15 protein-coding genes are annotated in these 19,320 nt (G+C 37.6%); 4 read left to right on the forward strand and 11 right to left on the reverse strand.

Features of this window, described 5'->3' with window-relative positions; translation table 11 throughout:
* Positions 1-45: 45 nt before the first annotated feature.
* Positions 46-930, reverse strand: coding sequence for a hypothetical protein (locus A3EE_RS0107445; RefSeq protein ID WP_157446933.1), 885 nt, complete (start codon positions 928-930; stop codon positions 46-48).
* 344 nt (positions 931-1,274) lie between these two features.
* Entirely contained in the window at positions 1,275-1,631 is a 357-nt protein-coding gene (locus tag A3EE_RS0107450) for a hypothetical protein (protein ID WP_018342819.1), read from the reverse strand.
* 398 nt (positions 1,632-2,029) lie between these two features.
* Between A3EE_RS0107450 and A3EE_RS0107455 the strand changes: the two genes are divergently transcribed.
* The 3 genes from A3EE_RS0107455 to A3EE_RS21265 all read left to right on the forward strand — a co-directional run bounded on the left by A3EE_RS0107455 (position 2,030) and on the right by A3EE_RS21265 (position 6,134).
* Positions 2,030-2,758, forward strand: a complete 729-nt coding sequence (locus tag A3EE_RS0107455; RefSeq protein WP_018342820.1) for a tellurite resistance TerB family protein — start codon at positions 2,030-2,032, stop codon at positions 2,756-2,758.
* 205 nt (positions 2,759-2,963) lie between these two features.
* A complete protein-coding gene (locus A3EE_RS21820; RefSeq protein WP_018342821.1) occupies positions 2,964-3,134 on the forward strand; it encodes a hypothetical protein in 171 nt (56 codons plus the stop codon).
* Positions 3,135-3,287: 153 nt separating this feature from the next.
* Positions 3,288-6,134: a PQQ-dependent sugar dehydrogenase gene (locus tag A3EE_RS21265; protein WP_018342822.1), complete on the forward strand. Its 2,847-nt coding sequence runs from the start codon at positions 3,288-3,290 to the stop codon at positions 6,132-6,134.
* Between the two features lie 227 nt (positions 6,135-6,361).
* Here A3EE_RS21265 and A3EE_RS0107470 read toward each other — a convergent pair whose 3' ends face one another.
* The 8 genes from A3EE_RS0107470 to A3EE_RS0107505 all read right to left on the reverse strand — a co-directional run bounded on the left by A3EE_RS0107470 (position 6,362) and on the right by A3EE_RS0107505 (position 16,832).
* The gene (locus tag A3EE_RS0107470; protein ID WP_018342823.1) at positions 6,362-7,816 is read right to left on the reverse strand and encodes a hypothetical protein; all 1,455 of its coding nucleotides are present in this window, start codon (positions 7,814-7,816) and stop codon (positions 6,362-6,364) included.
* 298 nt (positions 7,817-8,114) lie between these two features.
* Positions 8,115-11,561 carry a T9SS type A sorting domain-containing protein gene (locus A3EE_RS21270; protein ID WP_018342824.1) on the reverse strand — a complete coding sequence of 1,149 codons (3,447 nt, stop codon included), beginning with the start codon at positions 11,559-11,561 and terminating at the stop codon, positions 8,115-8,117.
* 186 nt (positions 11,562-11,747) lie between these two features.
* Complete coding sequence (locus A3EE_RS0107480; RefSeq protein WP_018342825.1) at positions 11,748-12,185, reverse strand: hypothetical protein; 438 nt, start codon at positions 12,183-12,185, stop codon at positions 11,748-11,750.
* Between the two features lie 150 nt (positions 12,186-12,335).
* Positions 12,336-13,061 carry a hypothetical protein gene (locus A3EE_RS0107485; RefSeq protein WP_157446934.1) on the reverse strand — a complete coding sequence of 242 codons (726 nt, stop codon included), beginning with the start codon at positions 13,059-13,061 and terminating at the stop codon, positions 12,336-12,338.
* Positions 13,062-13,666: 605 nt separating this feature from the next.
* The gene (locus tag A3EE_RS0107490) at positions 13,667-14,317 is read right to left on the reverse strand and encodes a hypothetical protein (protein ID WP_018342827.1); all 651 of its coding nucleotides are present in this window, start codon (positions 14,315-14,317) and stop codon (positions 13,667-13,669) included.
* Positions 14,318-14,926: 609 nt separating this feature from the next.
* Positions 14,927-15,661 carry a hypothetical protein gene (locus A3EE_RS0107495; protein ID WP_018342828.1) on the reverse strand — a complete coding sequence of 245 codons (735 nt, stop codon included), beginning with the start codon at positions 15,659-15,661 and terminating at the stop codon, positions 14,927-14,929.
* A 150-nt stretch (positions 15,662-15,811) separates the two neighbouring features.
* On the reverse strand, positions 15,812-16,384 hold the full coding sequence (locus tag A3EE_RS0107500; protein ID WP_018342829.1) for a hypothetical protein: 573 nt from the start codon (positions 16,382-16,384) through the stop codon (positions 15,812-15,814).
* A gap of 253 nt (positions 16,385-16,637) precedes the next feature.
* The gene (locus A3EE_RS0107505; protein WP_018342830.1) at positions 16,638-16,832 is read right to left on the reverse strand and encodes a hypothetical protein; all 195 of its coding nucleotides are present in this window, start codon (positions 16,830-16,832) and stop codon (positions 16,638-16,640) included.
* Positions 16,833-17,164: 332 nt separating this feature from the next.
* Here A3EE_RS0107505 and A3EE_RS0107510 point away from each other — a divergent pair, with 332 nt between their 5' ends.
* Positions 17,165-18,517, forward strand: coding sequence for a T9SS type A sorting domain-containing protein (locus A3EE_RS0107510; protein WP_018342831.1), 1,353 nt, complete (start codon positions 17,165-17,167; stop codon positions 18,515-18,517).
* 138 nt (positions 18,518-18,655) lie between these two features.
* Here the strand turns inward: A3EE_RS0107510 and tnpA are convergent, their stop codons facing one another.
* Positions 18,656-19,117: an IS200/IS605 family transposase gene (gene tnpA / locus A3EE_RS0107515; protein WP_018342832.1), complete on the reverse strand. Its 462-nt coding sequence runs from the start codon at positions 19,115-19,117 to the stop codon at positions 18,656-18,658.
* Positions 19,118-19,320 lie beyond the last annotated feature (203 nt).

Raw genomic sequence — 19,320 nt, forward strand, 5'->3', positions numbered from 1 at the left:
GCGTAATACTAATCTGTCACGCACACTGACGCCAGCTTAGAATCACTAATCCTGAATGGTGAACACTATGGCAACTCCTATAAAAAAATAATTTGCGTCAAAAGGAGTAGACGTAATTCGTTGATTGTTGTATGTTGCTGTTATCTCATCGTGACGATTCAGATTGTTTTTTGAACTTCCGGATATAAATTGTGTTGCGTTTTTTTTGATATCGTGTTGTCTCAGCACAAGTCCGCAGCTTTGAGATAGCGGAATAAAGTAAGACGCAAAAAATTGCACACCTACTCCAGGTCTGTATGGGTTGGTGCATACTGCTATTTTGGGCTCAATGCCAATCTGATTTTGCTTGTAGATTACAACAAGTTTGTTGGCATACCCTGTGTAGGTATGCTTGTTTCTGTAGTACGTGAATTTTGGTTTTGCCGTACTGCCAAGTACGTAGATGGTTACATTGTTGTTATCAATAGATCCGATATCGCCAGTGGTGAAGCTGAAAAACGAAAGGTTGAGAGAAGGTCTTATGATCCATCCGGCTTGCTGCATTCTTGATGCAGGCGAACGTTGGTTGTGTCCAAGAAATAAATTCATTCCGGCGCCAAGAGAATAAAAAGCTCCATTATAAGATGTATTGAATCCGGTGCTGAAGTTAAATGTAACATGGGACTTTGTAATATCTATACCAAACAGCAGCTCGGGAGAACTGTTTGATAGAAGATGCCGGGTGTTTGTCTTGAAGACATGTGCGTACATGTTGTGTCCTGCATCCATTGTTTGATAAGGAAAGCTGAGGCTTAGATTCCCTGGATGGTTGTGAGCAGAGACCATACCCGCACCGAAAAGAAAAGATACTTTAGGGTACATCGGCGTTTTCCCTTGATAACGCTGCTGTGCCTGCGAAAGAGTAGTATGAAAAAATAATAATCCTATCAAAAGACATATAAACAAAACGTTTTTTAAAAAGATGCATTGCTTCATACTCTATCTTAAGAGTGTAAATAAAAATTACCGGAAATGAATTCTTGTATTTATACGCATAGATAAAATTCCTTTCTGTATCAATTTGGAAGAATGAAGGTGGGGTTTATCATTTCGACTATTCTGACTTCTGACATTTCCTGGCACTAGTCTGAGCGATAGCCGGAAATAACAGCTTTAATTTTTAGCAGTATACTATTTTAATTGCTCTGCGGTGGACAGAGAATGACAAAAGATGGACACCAGTCCCTGATATCGCTAAGACTGGTGCCAGGTGAAAGTGGGGTAATCAAAATAAATTATTTATATATACTGAAAAAAATCTGCACAGGAAGTAGTATGACTTGTATGATGATTATATTCAGTAACGATGCCCTGAAATATTTTTCACTGTATTGGCCATTTTTAGTTGGAATAAGTGCAGTAATGAGTCCAAGGCCAAAGCCTGCTACAATGCTCCCGACTACCAGTATTTTTAATCCAACAAAAAGCTTGTGGCTGATATCTCCTTCCTCATTTGAAAAGAGCAGGAACAAAATAATATTAGCAAGCATAAGTCCTGCAATGAGCAAACCATAATTTCTTTTTTTCTTGGTGGAAACCATCTCGATATTAAGTGGCTTCATTTCGTTGTCAGGTAATTTATTTAAGTCCATAATGATGTATGTTAGCTGGTATATATTAATATACAATTATTTTTTCACAATTGCAGATCACAATAGGTAGATGCTCAGATCGAGAAGATGCAGTATTCCAAGGCGTGTGAGGTGCTGTTATAGCAGTGGATTAATTTGCTGTTAGATGAGAGTTGGAAATGCTAACATCGGTGACGGATTGTAAATCCTATTTATCTGGCTTCCGGATTACAAATCCGGAAGTGCAGACCCACTGCGCTAAGACTGGAGTCAGAATATGCTATACTAAATTATTTCAAAAATACATTATACGTTTTTTATTTTTTGTTACGTGCAAAATAATCTTCTTACAGTAGTACTTGATAAGTATGAAACGTTTGTTGTAATTTAATTAAACAACCAACACAAACAGTACAGCTATGAATGAGACGGGTTTATTAGATGTATATACAGATGAAGAAAGAACAGCTTATATTGGTGCAATCGCTTCTATTGCTACTGCAGATCGTACGGCTACAGAAGATGAGCTTGAATACCTGAGCGCTTTGTGTGAGGCAGCCGCAGTTAAGCCGTCTGTTGCACAAGATGCAGCAAAGGATATCACAAATGCGCAGTTGCCATACTACCTCGATGTATTGAAACAAAGCGAGCTCAGGTTTTCGCTGATCACCGACATCATCAGTTTTGCAAAATCAGACGGACAGTATACAGCAGATGAGCAAGAAAAAATAAAAGGCATCTGCAGGTATCTTGATATTACAGATGAACAAACAGGTGTGCTTAATAATCTGGTAGAAAAAAGCAGTGCACTCGTAACGATTCCGGAAGAAGCAAACGATAAAGGTTTTTTCGAAAAGCATGGTTTTAGCAACATGCTGGAGAAAGCAAATATTCCCATCAATAGCATTGTAAAAGGATTGATCGGTGTGGCAGTGCCATTTATTCTTTCTAAGATGGTAAACAGAAGAGCACAATCGGGTAGTATTTCGGGTGGTGGCTTAGGCGGCGGTTTGGGAGGAACATTATTAGGCGCGTTTCAGGGCGGACGTATAGGAGGTTTGGGTTCCATCCTTGCAAACCTTAACGGCAATAAGCCCTACAATGGACTAGGGTCGATCCTTAAAAGAGCGATTCAGCAGAAAGCATAAATGTATGGAATCTGGCGCTCAGACTGACGCCAGGTGAGATTTATCAGCGAAGGGACAACGAGTACTATTTTATGACTATGTTCTTGCTGAGAACAAGAATATTCCTACTGCGTGTACGATTGTATAAGCTTATTCTGTAATGATGTAATTTTCCTTAAAAGTATATCATCACCTTTAGTTAAATCAAATGTTTTAACATACACATATGAAAAAGGAAGAACGGAAAGCAGTAAGAGCAAAAATTACTACTGCTATTAACAAAGTATTGAAAAGTTCAAAAGCAGAACACACAAAAAAATCTGAGAAGGTTATAAAAAAGTCTGTTAAAAGTATTGTAAAAACAATGGCTAAAGAGGTTGACACTGTTTCAAAGTAATCTATATCTCTCATAGTAGTGAAGGCTGCTGCCAGTGTAATTGCAGTCAGAGACGCTTCCTAATAGTGGACAACAGTCTCCGCTGCGCTCAGACTGGCGCCAGATGGGTTTTAACTTTTAAATAAATAATTTTTAACATAACAGCTATCGTGTATGAAAAAAAAAATACCACACATGCATTTCAATGCATTAAATAATAGTATGTACGTTTTCGTACTATTCCTTTTGATACAGACTCAAAGTCTGTTTGCACAAACATTCCCAACAAATTTTGCAGGCGTACAAATTGCCACAGGACTTGATCCGGTAGCAATGGACATCGCTCCTGACGGGCGCATTTTTCTGGCAGAGAAAAATGGGAAAATACGTATTATTAAAAATGGATCTTTACTGCCTACTCCATTTATCACCATTCCCAATCTGGATAACTTTAACGAACGGGGATTGTTGAAAGTGCTGATAGATCCGGACTTTGCCACGAACCACTATGTATACACCTATTACACGTATAAGTCGCCTGCAACGAATGTAAGTAACAATCGTGTGAGTCGCTTTACAGCGAATGGTGATGTTGCTGTGGCAGGAAGTGAATTGGTATTGATAAATCTGAACGATCTCGGTTCAGTAGGATATCACAACGGCGGCGGCCTTGCATTTAAAGATGGAAAAATTTTTATTTCAACAGGAGAAAATACTGTATCATCAAATTCCCAGTCATTTAATACCTTGTTAGGAAAAGTTTTGCGGATCAATTCAGATGGAAGCATTCCTACAGACAATCCTTTTTACACTTCTGCAACCGGCAACAACCGTGCAATCTGGGCACTGGGCTTTCGGAACCCTTTTAAACTGGCTGTGCAGCCGGGAACAGGAAGACTCTTTATTAACGATGTGGGAGCCGGTACATGGGAAGAGATCAATGATGGATTAGCGGGAAAAAATTATGGATGGCCTGAAATTGAAGGGGTAAGAACAAACCAGACTATGCCTGCAAATTACCAGGATCCTTTCTATGCGTACAATCACAATGCAGGCGGATGCGCAATAACTGCCGGTGCTTTTTATAATCCAGCTGTCGCACAGTTCCCATCTGCTTATACAGGCAACTATTTTTTTGGTGATTACTGCGATGGAAATATTAAAACCTTAGATCTTTCTACAAAAGCTGTAACAACTTTTGCAAGCGGCATTAACCGCCCATTGGATATGGTAATAGGCAATGACGGAACGCTTTATTTTATAGCGCGCGGTGGAATTCCGGGTGGCTCAGACGATGCGAACACGTCCAGCACAAACGGCGTAGTATGGAAAGTAAATTATACCGGAAGTGGTGTGCCTGTCGTAGCAGTGCAGCCTGCGGATAAAACAGTTTCTGCGGGACAGTCAGTTACATTTACAGTAGTTGCATCAGGTAACCCGGCACCAACATATCAGTGGCTGCGAGATGGTGTCTCTATTTCAGGAGCAACTTCTGCGAGCTATACAATAGCCAGTACTGTATTAGCTGACAACAATGCCAAATTCAGCGTACGTCTTCAGAATACGGTTGGTACTGTTACCAGCAATCAAGCCACGCTTACGGTACTCAACAATCAATTACCTACAGCAACTATTACTTCTCCTGCAATAGGGGCTACGTATTCAGGAGGAGATGTTATAACGTTTACAGCTACCGGTACGGATGCAGAAGATGGAACATTACCGGCAAGTGCTTTTACGTGGAAGATTGATTTATATCATTTTGATACACCTTCGCATAGTCATCCGGCAATGGAACCGGTAAGCGGCATTAAGTCCGGCACGTTTACAATACCTACGCAAATGGAAACTTCTGCGAATGTACTGTTCCGGATATTTCTTACCGTGGTTGATGCAAGCGGCGCTACGTATACAACGTCAAGAGATATAATTCCTGTAACTTCAACAATTACGTTAGCTACCAATCCTTCGGGATTATCCGTAAAATTAGATGGTGCAAGTGTTGCAGCGCCCTATTCTTTTGTGGGCGTAAGAGGTATCCTGAGAGAGATCTCTACTACTTCGCCACAGGTACTGAATGGTGTTACGTATACATTTTCTTCCTGGTCGGATGGCGGTTCCATCACACATACCATTTCAACACCTGCAGCAAATACAACGCTTACAGCTAATTTTGTACAGAGCAGTTGCGCGCCAACAGCTATTGTGCCCTATGCTCAGGTAAACGCAGGTGCATGGCAAAATTCATCAAGTGTTTCACTGGCAGCAGGCGCTTCTTTTAAACTCGGTCCACAGCCTGTAACGGGCGGTACGTGGAGATGGTCGGGTCCGGGCGGATTCACAGCCACTACGCGTGAGATTAGCAGAACTGCAGTTACTCCTGCCATGGCAGGAGGTTATGTTGCTACGTATACAAATGCATGCGGTGCTATAAGTACGTTAACATTTAACATCACGGTAACAACAAGCGGTTGTAATGCAACAGCTATAGTGCCGTATGTACAGATTAACGGCGGTGCATGGCAAAGTACATCCAGCGCTTCTGTAGCAGCAGGAGGGTCATTCAAGTTTGGTCCTCAGCCTGTATCTGGTGGTACATGGAGATGGTCAGGCCCCAATGAATTTACTGCTACTGCCAGGGAAATAAGCAGAACCGGTCTTACTGCTGCGATGAGCGGAGCTTACATCGCTACCTATATGAATACCTGTGGCACGACCAGCACAGTAACGTTTAACATTACGGTAACTCAAACAACGACTCCACTGGTAACCGCAGCAGAGCCGGTCACAGAAGAAAATCAATTAATACTTTTACCAAATCCGGTGGAAGATCAACTTTTCATTAGTGATACAGCAGCTGTTATACGTATTGAAATCTATGACATGCAGGGCATGAAAATTATTTCAGTAGAACATCCGGAACATACCCTCTCTGTAACATCTCTGCCATCGGGTTTATACATTGCATTTATTCATAAACAACATAATGTACTCGTTAAACAAAAGATCATTAAAAAATAATAGATACTATATCTGATGTTCACTGGCGTCAGTCTTAGCAATCTGTAATGCTTGATCTTACAGATCTGTAGCCGGCATTGTATGCAATACAGGCAGGCGTTTTACAAACAATCAAAATACTTAAAAAATAATCCTTTTTTCATCTTCAATAAAAAAGGCTCACTAACTAGTGAGCCTTTTTTATTTGAATTATTTGAATCAGCAACCTATCCAATAATTTAATATTTTTAAAACTTATAAATATAGCCCAGCGAAAGACCAAACGCTCCTGCTAGTTTGTTTACAGTTACATTTTCCGGTTTGTAGTTATATGTTGTGTTAGTATCGTATACATTGCTTTTTTGATCAACATATCCTGCCATGTAAAGAGCATTGATAGAAAGCATCTGCTGGTTTCTTCCAAAGGCTACTCCGCCGCCTAACGCAATGCGGGGTTTAACAGTAGTTGTAAAGGATAATGCTGGACCTGTTGATAGGTTGAGTGCAAACCAATCATGGTTTTTACAAGGCCTCCATCCGAAATGAAGTAAGGTTACCAATCCAATTTCGCCTCTTTGATTATTTTCATTTACTACTTTGTAATTCGTATGTGCGCTATCAATTACTGTAGCACTGGTGCTATATGTATTGCTTTTAAATGTAGCACCATAAAAACCCATACCGATTCCTACATACGTACGTTTTCTCTGAGGGAATTTGATTGTTGTCATATAAGAAGGAAGCCCTGAATCCTCTTTATGAGGAATAATGGATATTTTAAGACTTGTTTCACTTCCATTCAGTTGCTGAGGAAGAGATATATATGGCCTTTTATTATTGTCTTTATTGATTAAAATTGTAAGCCATGACATGATTTTATCATTACTGATGCTTTCATATAGTTCATCAACTAGCTTTATTGTTGAGTTGAAAGATTCTAACAACAGGCTATCAGCATCTTTCAATTCAGTATCGTTCTTTATTTTTATTTTTACTTGTTCATCTGAAGTAAATGTTAGGTAATTTACCTTATGCTTGTCAAGATCTGTAGAAATCTGTTGAATTTTCAATCTTAACTGATCTGTTTCTGTTAGTATCTTATCAATATTAATACCAGTAGATAAGCTTTTGTAATAAGTGCTAAGAGTATCCAGAATTGAATAACTTAGTATTTTTTTTTGAATGGATAAGGTAATTTTTTCGATAGTCACTTTGTCTGTTTTGATCGTTCTGATTTCATTTTCAAGAAAAATTTTCTCCTCTAGTATTTTCGTTTTTATGATGTTTTTAATGGAAGTGTCTTTTAATACTGCATTAGACTTGGTATTAAAAAAAATTGAATCTATTTTTTTTTGTTTTTTCTCATCAGATATTTTATTAGGCGCTAGTATTTCTGCAAAAGCAATCTGGCTTAGGTTACTTAAAACATCTTCTATTCCGCCAAGATTAGCCATGTCGAATGTTGGAAAGGTTAGAGTAGAAGTTATAATAGTGTCTTTTGTTTCAATAGATACCTTGTATAAATTTAAATTAATATTAGTAATTTTTAATTGATAGAATTCTCCCCTTTTAATTTTTTCGAGATTGTCCATTCCGTCAAAATGTTTGGTTTGAAAATTAAGTTTAATAGTGTCTGTTTTGCTTTGGGCAAAGCTTTGAGCAATCATTCCAAAAGATAAAAAGAATAATAAAATAGTTTTCATAGGGGGTAGATGTTAGAGGTTTAAAATATATAGAAAGTATCAAGATAATAAATATTCTATATTCATGATTACTTTACAAATGGAGAAATGAGAATTGAAAGCAATTGTTTGTAAAATGCAATTCCTTTTTCCATAAATCCAAATTCCGACAAATGGCGCGCACCAGTCCTCGCTATCGCTAAGACTGGCGCCAGGTGGGGAGCTATACTTTATGACAAACAAAAAAATCCGGTGAAAGCCGGATTTTTTGTTTTATTAAGAATAGCGACAGATGATCTAGCCCAAGCTTAGTGGACAATTAAAATTTCACAACCTTCGAAATATATGTATTTTCTTCGGATGAAATGTGCATCATATATATTCCTGCAGGTAGTGCGTCAATTGAGAATGTAATAACAGGAGAATTGAAATCTACTTCCTGTTGTAATTTTACAACACCCGTTTCATCCATTATACTAATTGTGCCGTTACCATATAATATTCCATCTATATTAACTGAAACAGTTGTATGAGCAGGATTTGGATAAGCATTTAATGTATGCGTGTTTGTGGCAGAAGTGAAGCCAGTTACAAGAGGTTGTTTTTCAATTTGCATAGAAGCATCTTCAATCGTTGTTCCAGTACCATCTGTAGAAACATAAATACGTTGTTGATTGTCGGTTAATGTAATTCCCGGAAAATTGGGCACAACAGCATAATCACCTTTTATAACATTTGAAAATACAAAACGTCCATTACTATCTGTTTGAGTACTGGTTAACGTATCGCCTTGGGTAGTTGTTAAGAATACGGTTATGTGTGCAGCTGGCTTGCCTGAACTCGCTGTAAGAGTTTGCGTATTTCCTATCATGTAGACCGTACCAGCAATGGTATCTCTTCCGCTATTCCAGAGCGTATTGGAAGGCTTCGCCGCTTGAAGGGAAAGTATATAAGCCATATCAACATTTCCGATTACAATAGAATTTTGATAATACCAATTTGCATGTCCGCCTGAATACGTAGGCAGATATAAATTGTGATAAGCAGAGTTTACTGAAGGATATCCCTGAACAAAATATATTCCCGCAGGTAAATGTGCAAAGCTGTATCTGCCTGAAATAACCTGCGTTTCCTGAATAAATGAAATTGTATTTCCAGTTTGTTTAAAAAGATTTACAGTGCCTTGATCCAGCAAATTCTGTCCGGCATAAACAAATCCTGTAATGGAATATGTTGTACCGATTGCCAGATACATTCTGTCTTGTGCCGGAGAGCATGCACCATTTCCTGTTGTAGTAAGAATAAGTTCTACCGAGCCATTCTGAATATCGTTTGGAGAAGGAGTGTACGTAGTTGTAAGCGCAGTATTGTTGCTGAATATACCTGTGCCTGTACTCGTCCAGATTATTCCTGAAGAGCCGGAAGCTGTTCCGGATAGATTTGCAGTTTCATTTGATTGAATATACATGTCTGCACCGGCATTTGCCTGAGGGCCTGTGCTTGTGGAAGGGTGCACTGTTAAGTCATCTGAAGTAACAGCATTACATATGTTGTTAGGAGTTAATGTTAAAACAATGGTATTGCTTGCAAGATCCGCACTCGAAAGTGTATAGGTTGTGTTCAGATAATGCGCGCCGGGATTAAATGTACCTGTACCGTTTGTAGACCAGAAACCACCACTTGAATTTGTAACATCACCTGATAGTATAACGGTTTGTCCACAGATCGTTTGATCAGCTCCTGCATCTGCTGTGGCGTCTGCGTTAGTTGGTATAATAGTAAGAGTTGTCTGATCTGAAGTTGCAGCACAGCTTTGATTATCTGAAGTTGTGAGCGTGAGTGTTACGGTGCCTGCTGCTATATCAGCGGCCGACGGTTGGTAGGTCGGATTAAGAGATGTTGCATTTGGAGAAAATGTTCCTGTTCCCGTGGACGACCAAGTTGCACCAATAGTGTTTTTAGTTGAAGCACTTTCAATAATAAATGCTGAACCTGCACAAATGTTTTTGTCTAATCCGGCGTTCACCGTATTTATATAGTGTAGTGTAGTGCCTCGTCCGAAACTATATGGGCAGACATCCCGGTTTACATATACATAGATCATTACTTCACCTATTACTAAATCAGCTGCACTTGCATAATAGGTTACAGAATCCTGATTGGATGTATGTGAAGAAAATGTTCCGGTTCCTCCGCTGGTCCATATAATATTATCCGTATTACTGATTGTTGCATGAAGTCGTATGGTATCGCCGCAAACAGATTCATTGACTGAAGTTACTAATGTTGGTGCTGGATAAATTGTAATGGTGTCTATTGCTGTCATTGCGCTGCAGTTAATTCCGCTTGCCGTGACAGTAATGTTTACATAACCATTGATGCGGTCTTGTGCCGAAAAATTATAATCTACTATACTGTAATTTTTATTTGAAAACGTGCCGGTACCATTGCTCGACCATTTGATGCTATCAATATTTGAGCTGGAGATGAATGCATAATCTTCAAATGTTGGCGCCAGCGTTATAGATTGATCGGTTGCACAGGCTTTCTTATTTTGTAACGTCACGCCGCATTTCACAATAGGCATAACAGGTTCTGCACACGTAACAGATACAGGCATATAACTATCAGTCATCAAAGGATCTGTCAGAAGAGATACAGGTCTTCCTAATTGATTCGATTGATTGGTGCCCCACGTAGAGAGTGTTCCATCGGATTGGATCGCGGCCATATTGGAACTTCCGGTTGAAATATATACCCAGTTTGTTGCTGTACCTACCTGCGCCGGAGTGTGATTGCTTACGTTATCATATGGCGGACTAGAATAATTCGTTGCATAACCTGTCCCCAATTGGCCCGCATCATTTTTTCCCCATGTCCATAATGTGTTATCGGTTTTTAATGCGGCATTGTAATAATCGGCAGAAGTAATGAATTTCCAATCGGTGTCGGTTCCCATCTGAATAGGTGTTCTGGTAGGGTACCCTTGCATTTCATATCCCAATTGTCCCCAGGTATTTTCACCCCAGCACCAAAGGGTGCCATTTGTTTTCAGCGCAAAACAATGAAATGCTCCTATGGCGCCCATGGCCCAGTCTGTATCTGTACCTACTTGAATAGGGATGTAGCTATTATCAAATGTTCCGTTGCCAATATTTCCGCTTCCCCAGCACCATAACGTTCCGTTTTGTTTAATAGCCAGAATGGAGCCAACACCTGCATACGCATGTTTCCAATCCGTGTCAGTACCTATTCGTATTGGATATGGAAAAAAAGGATCGTGCGTATAAGCATCCTTTTGATATAATGTATCGCCGAATTGTTTAAACTGATTATTACCCCAGCCCCACATAGAACCATCTGTTTTTAATAGGACTGCAAAACTATATGAAGTGGAAACAGTATCCCAATCCGTATCTGTGCCTATTTGATAGGCGCCTTCAGCGTTCCAGGACCACAACGTTCCATTCTCTTGAATAGCCAAAATTCCGTTCGCTACCATTTTCCATTTGGCAGAAGGAGGAACATTGGTTACTTTTCTGGGAACATGGACTCCATAATAAGAGTAATCCGATGGAACATTATACTCTTTTACTTTTTGCCCAGAACCACGGCTGCCCCAGGTCCAAAGCGTACCATCATCTTTGATTCCGTCCATAAACTGACCAGAAGCTACAGAGACAGATTTCCAACATTGCTGAGCAAATACGCTTGAAGAATAAGTTGAAAAAAAACTTACGAGTATGAATAAGAATATTCTTTTCATTGAAAGAGAGGTTAGCTGAGATTAAAAGTACAGACCTTTGAAATTACTATGTAAATATACCTTTTATTTTGCAAGAGAGCAGCCAATATATGCTGAAGTAAAAATAAGCGTATTATAGTTTAGGTCTAATACCTATTAGTAGGTATTATAAGAAAACCGTCTCTGCATATAGTCTGAGCGATACAATTAACTATTGTGCCAATGATGACGAATGCTTTTCCATACAGGTTCAAGCTTGCCATGAATATCATCACATGAACAATATAAAATACTCAATGCTGCATATTGTCCGGTATAATTTTTAATAACCAACATCTTAGAAATAGCATCATCAACATCTATATCCTCTTCTTGAACCATTTTTTGAGCCACGGATAAAATCATTTCTTTTAATGGATGATCAAATTTATTTCTGATATCGGTTAATAGTTCAATCAGAAAAAATGTACTTGTTGAATTTCTTTCGTCAGAAGGGATTCTGCATATTTCTTCTATCACAGAAAACACCGCATTTGGAGAAAGAGCTATTGCTTCATTAATCAGATCAAAACACTTTTTGCGATTTTGATAAGGAAATCGACAGTCAATTTTATCAATGAATTCTTGTTCTTTATTTTTCTCCATAGTGTTTTCCTTCTGAATTATAACAAATATACGATTTTGAATTTGTTTGTTAGGATGGAGCAATTGGTGGTTGGCCGAAAAGGCACAACCACGGAGAGTGCAGAGGTCGCCAACCAAGGCGAAAAATGCGGGTGATGGCAATGCGCGTTTTTATTCTTCTTCTATAACAAGAGTTTCATTGTTGATTGGAATAAGTGTTGGATTTCGTTGATTAAACTCGGCGATGAAGGTGAGTAAATTTTTATTCCTTTTTCCGGGTTTTATTTTTTCATAACGCTGGCATAAAACGGAATCGCGTTTGATGATCAATCCCAGATCTTCTTTAGTTAATTTAGTTACCTGACCGGTTTGAATATCCAGTATACAAATGAAAGATTTATAGGGTGATTTTAGGTTTTTTCTAGATTGTTCTGAATTTGTATTATAAGCAGGATAAGTAGGAAATGTGAAACCAGACGACGGCAGTCCGGATAAGTTCTTATTCTGTGAATGCGGATCTCTTACAAAAATAAATGTAGAAATAGTTCCTCTGGAATACACCGCAGACAATTCTTTCTGAAAAAATATATTCAGTTTTCCTTTTAATACAGTTGCAAAAAGAGGGAAAGTAAATTCCATGGCAACACTGTCATTTCCAATAGCAGAGTAGGTTAATTTTTTCGGATTCACATTATCCGGATCATCCCATTTATCGCCTGAAAGGTTGATCATGCAATCCGGAAACAAAGGTGCATTATTCAGCAATTGCTCATAAGAAGTATAGATGCCATCATTTAATTTAAAGGTGTTATCAAATTTAGCTACTTGCAGCACTGTCTGTGCTTGAGCCGCTGTAATAAAAAAACTAAAAAGTATGTATAAAAGTTTGCGTATCATTTTCATTAATTTTTTTTAATAAAAATAGATATTTTTTTCAGGGAATCATATTCAATATATTGTTTGCTGCTATAAATATATGACACTGCTTCGCTCAGACTGGGGCCAGGTGGATTCAGACAAATACCAGTCCTCGCTATCGCTAAGACTGGAGGCAGGTGGAACATTTGTTAATCTACCTCCAATCTCATAAAGTAGTAATGATCCCGGTAGGGATCATATATATATAGTAAAGACCATATCCAAAATATGTATGCACAATCCTGAAGGGATTAAAATTAGAGAATGCTCCCTTCGGGAGCGCGCGTATGTGTTGATTGGTTATTTGTTGCTATAAAGATGTGACCCCTACCGGGGTCAGTGCGTAGATAGAAAGCATTGCAATTTACGCTAATCTATTTTGTCCATTAAATCCGATAAATCCAAATCCAGACAAATGATGGACACCAGTTCCCGCTATCGCTAAGACTGCTGCCAGGTGGAAACAGTGAATAGATAATTGCCTTAACATCATACAGCACTTGGTTGTTGGTCGATGGCGCAACAACGAGTTGAGTGGAGGTTAGGTGAGAAAGTGGTGAACGCTAACATGGGTGAAAACCCTCTTATTTATTTTCTATATAACCAGCAAAAAGTTGTAATTTTAAATTTTCTGAAATTTCAATTGTTTTAGAAACGGAATGATTACCATAACTTATTTCTTCCATATTTTTTCTGCATATTCGTCCAACAATATTGAAAACGCCTGTTTTTAGACCTGCACCGTCAACTATTATATCATCTTTTCTTTTTTGATAATTTACTATTCGATTTTTGTAAGATATTTTAATTTGACCATCATTTACTGGAACACCTAATGAAGCGAAACTATAGGATTCTATTTCAAACAAGGGTTGATGTTTAAACATAGGGACACCGTGAGATAGAAATTTAAATACATCATACAATAGAGTATTATTATTCATATCATCAGTTAATTGTTTTCTTTTAAGGATTCTTTTAATATTTATTCTATCAGTATAAATATTAATATATTGCTCATCAAAATCATACAGTATATGATATGTATGGTGGAAATCGCCACTTTCGGGATAAGTGAAATGATATTCAATTTTTAACTTTGGATCAATGTTCAAAAACTGATCTAAATAATCTCCTCCAACTCTTCCTATTAGCATTGTCTCTTTTTTACTTTTTTTAACATTAATCCAGTAAATGTTTTCGTAATGATCTTTATTTTTTAGAATGACTCTCATAATAACAATTCAAACGTTTATCTAATATATGAGTTTTTTATAATATTAAATTTTAGCTGGCAGTACATAATTATTTCCGCCTGTTCTTTTTCTTTTATCTCTTCGGCTCGATGGTGCAGTATGGTGTTAAGTTTTTCAATTGAGAATGCGTCTGTTAGGATAGCGTACTGGGCTGTCGGCCGTTGGCACAACAGCAGGTTGAGCGGTGGTTAGGTGAGAAGTGGTGAGCGCCAACATGGGTAAAAAAATATTTTTTTTGTGGAGCAATTATTAGGCGAATTTTTTAAACATTTGTTAATCTACCTCCAATCTCATAAAGTAGTAATGATCCCGGTAGGGATCACATATATATAGTAAAGACCATATCCAAAATATGTACGCACAATCCCGAAGGGATTAAAATTAGAGAATGCTCCCTTCGGGAGCGCGCGTATGTATTGTTTATTATTTTTTTACTATAAAGATGTGACCCCTACTGGGGTCAGTGGGGAGATGGAAAGGATTGCAATTTACGACAATCCATTTTGTCCATAAATCCGAAAAATCCAAATTCAGACAAATGGTGGGACACCAGTCCCAGCTATCGCTCAGACTGTCGACACGTGGGTTTTACTCTTCTTCATAATAAGGTTCTGAACGAACAAATTTATTCCCTTCTAGATCAAAACGAATTATATCACCCTTTATCCATTTAATATCTTTCATGTTACCAAAGTTGTCAAAAAGTATGTACTCTGCAATACCATTTTCAATATCTACAAGGCGACAGAAATAACTTGAGTGGCTCTTGTATTTTGTGATTATAGAATCGGGTGTATTGGATGCAAAAAAATCTTTGGTATCGATGGTAAATTTCTTTAATGTACTTTTACTTGAATCACGCAGAAGTGCTTCTGTTGAAAGTGTGTAATCGTATATTTCAAATTCATATTGTGTTGTAAAGGCATTTGTTCCCCCATAATTAGAATAGAGAACTTTACATCCTTTTTTTGTTTGAACTAATTTATATTCAGATATCGAAGATGAACTATTTCCGACTTCATAGTAATCTTCTATGCGTATCGTATTATTCACCGAATCAATATACATTTTGCAAACCCAAATTTCTTCCTCGTCGTTATTGGGGCCATAATACTCACCATTATTGATTAAACAGTTTTTGGCAGAATCTGAAAAGTGTCCGATTTGTTTAAAGATAGACACAATCTTGCCTTTGGGAAGTTCAGAGGATGGCTGATTTTGTAGATTGCTATTTGGATTCGCAGCCGAAAAAATAATGATTGCAAAAATGAATGCTATATATCTTTTAGCTTTATCTCTAAATAAATTCTTTATATATGTCATGAAGTGTACGATGTTGATTTAATGTAGCTGATTACTGTCCATAATTACGAATATACGACAATCCATTTTGTCCATTAATCCAACGAATCCTGATTCAGACAAATAGTGGACACCAGTCCCCGTTATCGCTAAGACTGGCCAGGCGAGGATTTATTTTTGTATTTTCTTTCTTATTCTTGCTTCTATATCTAGGCCATCCTGTGCAGTAAAATCGCTGTAGCCAAGGAATAATTCTAAAGGGTATGCTTGGTTCTTATCGGTATTTGTAAATACTTTATGTAGGTTGATCAATTCATTATCAAGAACAAAATAGACATAATCGTTTCTTGTATCACTTATCATATTGTGCCATGTTTCTTCACCATCTTTTGTGAGATCAAAAGTGATTATCCGAGCGGTGTCAATACCATCTATAAATAGTTCAGATTGAATATCATGGATGTCTGCAAATGAAATAAAAGATTTTTGAGGAAGGTTTAAGATTTGATGACCGTAGAAATTTATATTAACTCCCATATTTGTATGATCAATCGTATGCCAGCCATCTTCTAGAGTAGTATCTGTATCGCTCGATTCTGTTTTTGTTGTTTCAATAACCTTTACGATGGTGTCTTTTTGAATGCTGTCTGTTGCTACATGAGTTGCAGTATCTGTTTGGTCTGCTGTGTTGCAGCCCGAAAAATAAAAGCCTGTAACAATCAATAAAAGATATATTTTGCTCATGAGAAAAGAATTAGTTGAATTGGCGACAAGATACTTTTTGTGTTTTATACTTCCAAGAAAGATGGTATAAAGAAACGACAAACCATTTTGTCCATTAATCCGACGAATCCAATTCGCCGCGGCGAACAGACAAATGGTGGGTACCAGTCTCCGCTAACGTTTAGACTGAAGTTAGGTTATATTGTAATAAGAAAGAGTTTGATTAACATTTAGTAACTCACAAAAAAGCCTTCTGAGGTAGAAGGCTTGTAATTTATTTTTCTTTCGATAAACGAATTGCTGCTTCTAATTCATTTCTAAAAATATCAGCATCTCGTTTTGTTCGGATAGCTTTAGATAAACTATCATTATTAGAATTAACATTGAGATTTACAGAAGGAATGTTTGAACTGTTTTTTTCAGACATTTCAATCAAAGAATCAATTTTATTTTGAACCGCTGATTTCATACTATTAATTTACGCAAATAAAACTTAAATAATGCATTCTCTGGCGGATCCTAGTGACTTTGTTATAGAATGCGACAGGTAAGGTGTTTTCTATCCTTACCTCTGGCCAACAATCCACTGCCCTATGATGTTACATTTGTTTGTATCTGCAGCACTGAATTGATGATTGTCTTAACATCATACAGCTCTTGGCTGTCGGCTGTTGGCGCAACAGCGGGTTGTGTGGTGGTTAGGTGAGAAGTGGTGAACGCCAACAAAGGATGAGGCAAATTGACACATTGAATTTTTTACACTATATTTAGTAGCACTAATATTTTAAAATAATTACAGCTATGAAAAAAATATTTTTAATACTTCTTTATTCGTGTGCAGCAAGTAATTTGCTTGCGCAAACATGGGCTGAATTAGGTGCAGGAAATAATGCGTTAAAAGCGAATAATACAATAACCTCGATCGTGATTGACAAATCAGATAACGTATATGCTGCTGGATCATTCACAAATGCAGCCGGCTATTACATTGTCTCAAAATGGAATGGTGTAAGTTGGAATGAGCTGGGTAATATGGCGAATAATATAAATAAAGGCAATACGATTCCAACTCAGATGAATTGTTTGGCTATTGATAGCATAGATAATGTGTATGTAACATACGCGGGTTCGGCTACTCCTAAAATGTTCATGAAATGGAATGGAACTAGTTGGACGGTTATTGCTCCTTCAACTGCTGCGGGCGTTTTAGGTCCCTTGGCGGTTGATAAAAGCCAAGACATATTTGCTAATATGTTTATTGAAGATTTTGATGCGAATGTGAGTTTTTATGTTGTTGCTGAATATCCAGGGTGGTCAGTACCTGGTGCTACTGTTTTATCTGGATATGGTGCTAATTCACAAAATGTTTCTTTTTATAGGCTTCCAAGTGCAATAACAATTGATCCATTAGGTAATGTGTATGTTGCTAAATCAAGTGTTGTTAAATGGGATAGGACAGTTTGGAGCACATTAGGAAACGGGCAAGAAAATTTAGATCTTATTCAAGATCTAGCAGCCGATCAAGCAGGTAATATATACGCTGCATCCAATTCTTCATCAAAAAACTATGTTGCAGTATGGGATGGAACTTCCTGGGCTGAATTAGGGATGGGCATCAATGCATTGAAAGCTAATGGGGATATATGGACCTTGTCTGTAGATAAATTTGGCAATGTATATGCAGCCGGGGATTTTACAAATGCAGATGGCTTAAGGTATGTTGCAAAATGGGACGGCAGCAGTTGGACTGAACTTGGAGCAGGTACAGGCGCACTAGCTGCTAATGGTATTATATACGATGTTACTACCGATGGTGTCGGCAATGTATATGCAGCAGGAGATTTTACAAATGCACACGGGAAAAAATATGTTGCCAAATGGAGCGCTGATGAAACATTGGGTATTCGAAGCAGAGCATCTGCTCAGGTTGAGCAATTTTATCCGAATCCTTCAAATGGCTTTTCGTGCATAAAGGTTATAGAAGATGTAGAGCTTACCGTATACTCATCACTTGGCGAACCGCTTAAGACAATGTACATCCATTCCGGCAGTTCTTCGATTGATTTGAGTTTCTTAACAGAAGGATTGTACATGTTGGTATGCAGAGGTAAAACAGATACAAATTACACTCCGATAAAATTTATTAAAGAGTAAGTTAATCTATCTTCTCTGACATAATCTCGGCTGTACTCAGTGCTAGGTGGATTTATTTATTGTATAGTGATCCAGGTAGGCGTCACATATTTATAGTAAGAAATCCATCTAAAATTTCTACACACAGTCCCTAAGGGATCATTCAATCCATTCAAACAGATTTATTGGATTACATTCAATCTCAAATTTTCGAATTAATTCCAGATACTCTTCTTTGAACGTTTTTTTCTTATGATGCTCCTTTTGATTCATGATGTAAGCGATTACCTGATCCAGACTAGAATGGCTATACGAAAAAGCACCATAACCTTCTTGCCATTTAAAATCGTAAGGAGAGAAATTTTTATCCTTTATAAATGTTGAAGAAGCTTTTTTTAATTCTCTGATTAAATCAGACAGGCAGCATGTAGGTTTCATTCCAATTAAAATATGTATATGATCAGGCATGCCGTTTATTGCGAGGAGTTTTTGTCCGTTATTTTGCCCGAATCCTGTTATGTATTTATGCAGTTCATTTTCCCATGAAAAATGAATAAGACTATTTCTTGCTTTAACTGCAAAAACAATCTGAATGTAAATTTGTGAAAAAGTATCCGGCATACGATGTTAAAAATGAGTCTGAAAAATATATGAGATGTGAAAGGTAAAATATTTTTTGTACAGACACCAGTAAGCCTACATTTGTTAATGGTTACATTTATTTTTGTTGAGTATATAAAATCGTGTGTTTATAATTGAATTTCATTAATTGCCTCTATTCTTATAATGTGGTCATGACCCCGGTAGGGGTCACATATTTATAG

This window comes from Cytophaga aurantiaca DSM 3654, assembly GCF_000379725.1.
Taxonomy (GTDB): Bacteria; Bacteroidota; Bacteroidia; order Cytophagales; family Cytophagaceae; genus Cytophaga; species Cytophaga aurantiaca.

Coding starts and splice junctions, on each gene's coding strand:
- A3EE_RS0107455 (WP_018342820.1), top strand. CDS start 2,030: ATGAATGAGACGGGTTTATTAGATGTATATACAGATGAAGAAAGAACA.
- A3EE_RS0107510 (WP_018342831.1), top strand. CDS start 17,165: ATGAAAAAAATATTTTTAATACTTCTTTATTCGTGTGCAGCAAGTAAT.
- A3EE_RS21265 (WP_018342822.1), top strand. CDS start 3,288: ATGAAAAAAAAAATACCACACATGCATTTCAATGCATTAAATAATAGT.
- tnpA (WP_018342832.1), bottom strand. CDS start 19,117: ATGCCGGATACTTTTTCACAAATTTACATTCAGATTGTTTTTGCAGTT.
- A3EE_RS0107495 (WP_018342828.1), bottom strand. CDS start 15,661: ATGACATATATAAAGAATTTATTTAGAGATAAAGCTAAAAGATATATA.
- A3EE_RS0107470 (WP_018342823.1), bottom strand. CDS start 7,816: ATGAAAACTATTTTATTATTCTTTTTATCTTTTGGAATGATTGCTCAA.
- A3EE_RS21820 (WP_018342821.1), top strand. CDS start 2,964: ATGAAAAAGGAAGAACGGAAAGCAGTAAGAGCAAAAATTACTACTGCT.
- A3EE_RS0107450 (WP_018342819.1), bottom strand. CDS start 1,631: ATGGACTTAAATAAATTACCTGACAACGAAATGAAGCCACTTAATATC.
- A3EE_RS0107485 (WP_157446934.1), bottom strand. CDS start 13,061: ATGATACGCAAACTTTTATACATACTTTTTAGTTTTTTTATTACAGCG.
- A3EE_RS21270 (WP_018342824.1), bottom strand. CDS start 11,561: ATGAAAAGAATATTCTTATTCATACTCGTAAGTTTTTTTTCAACTTAT.
- A3EE_RS0107490 (WP_018342827.1), bottom strand. CDS start 14,317: ATGAGAGTCATTCTAAAAAATAAAGATCATTACGAAAACATTTACTGG.
- A3EE_RS0107500 (WP_018342829.1), bottom strand. CDS start 16,384: ATGAGCAAAATATATCTTTTATTGATTGTTACAGGCTTTTATTTTTCG.
- A3EE_RS0107480 (WP_018342825.1), bottom strand. CDS start 12,185: ATGGAGAAAAATAAAGAACAAGAATTCATTGATAAAATTGACTGTCGA.
- A3EE_RS0107505 (WP_018342830.1), bottom strand. CDS start 16,832: ATGAAATCAGCGGTTCAAAATAAAATTGATTCTTTGATTGAAATGTCT.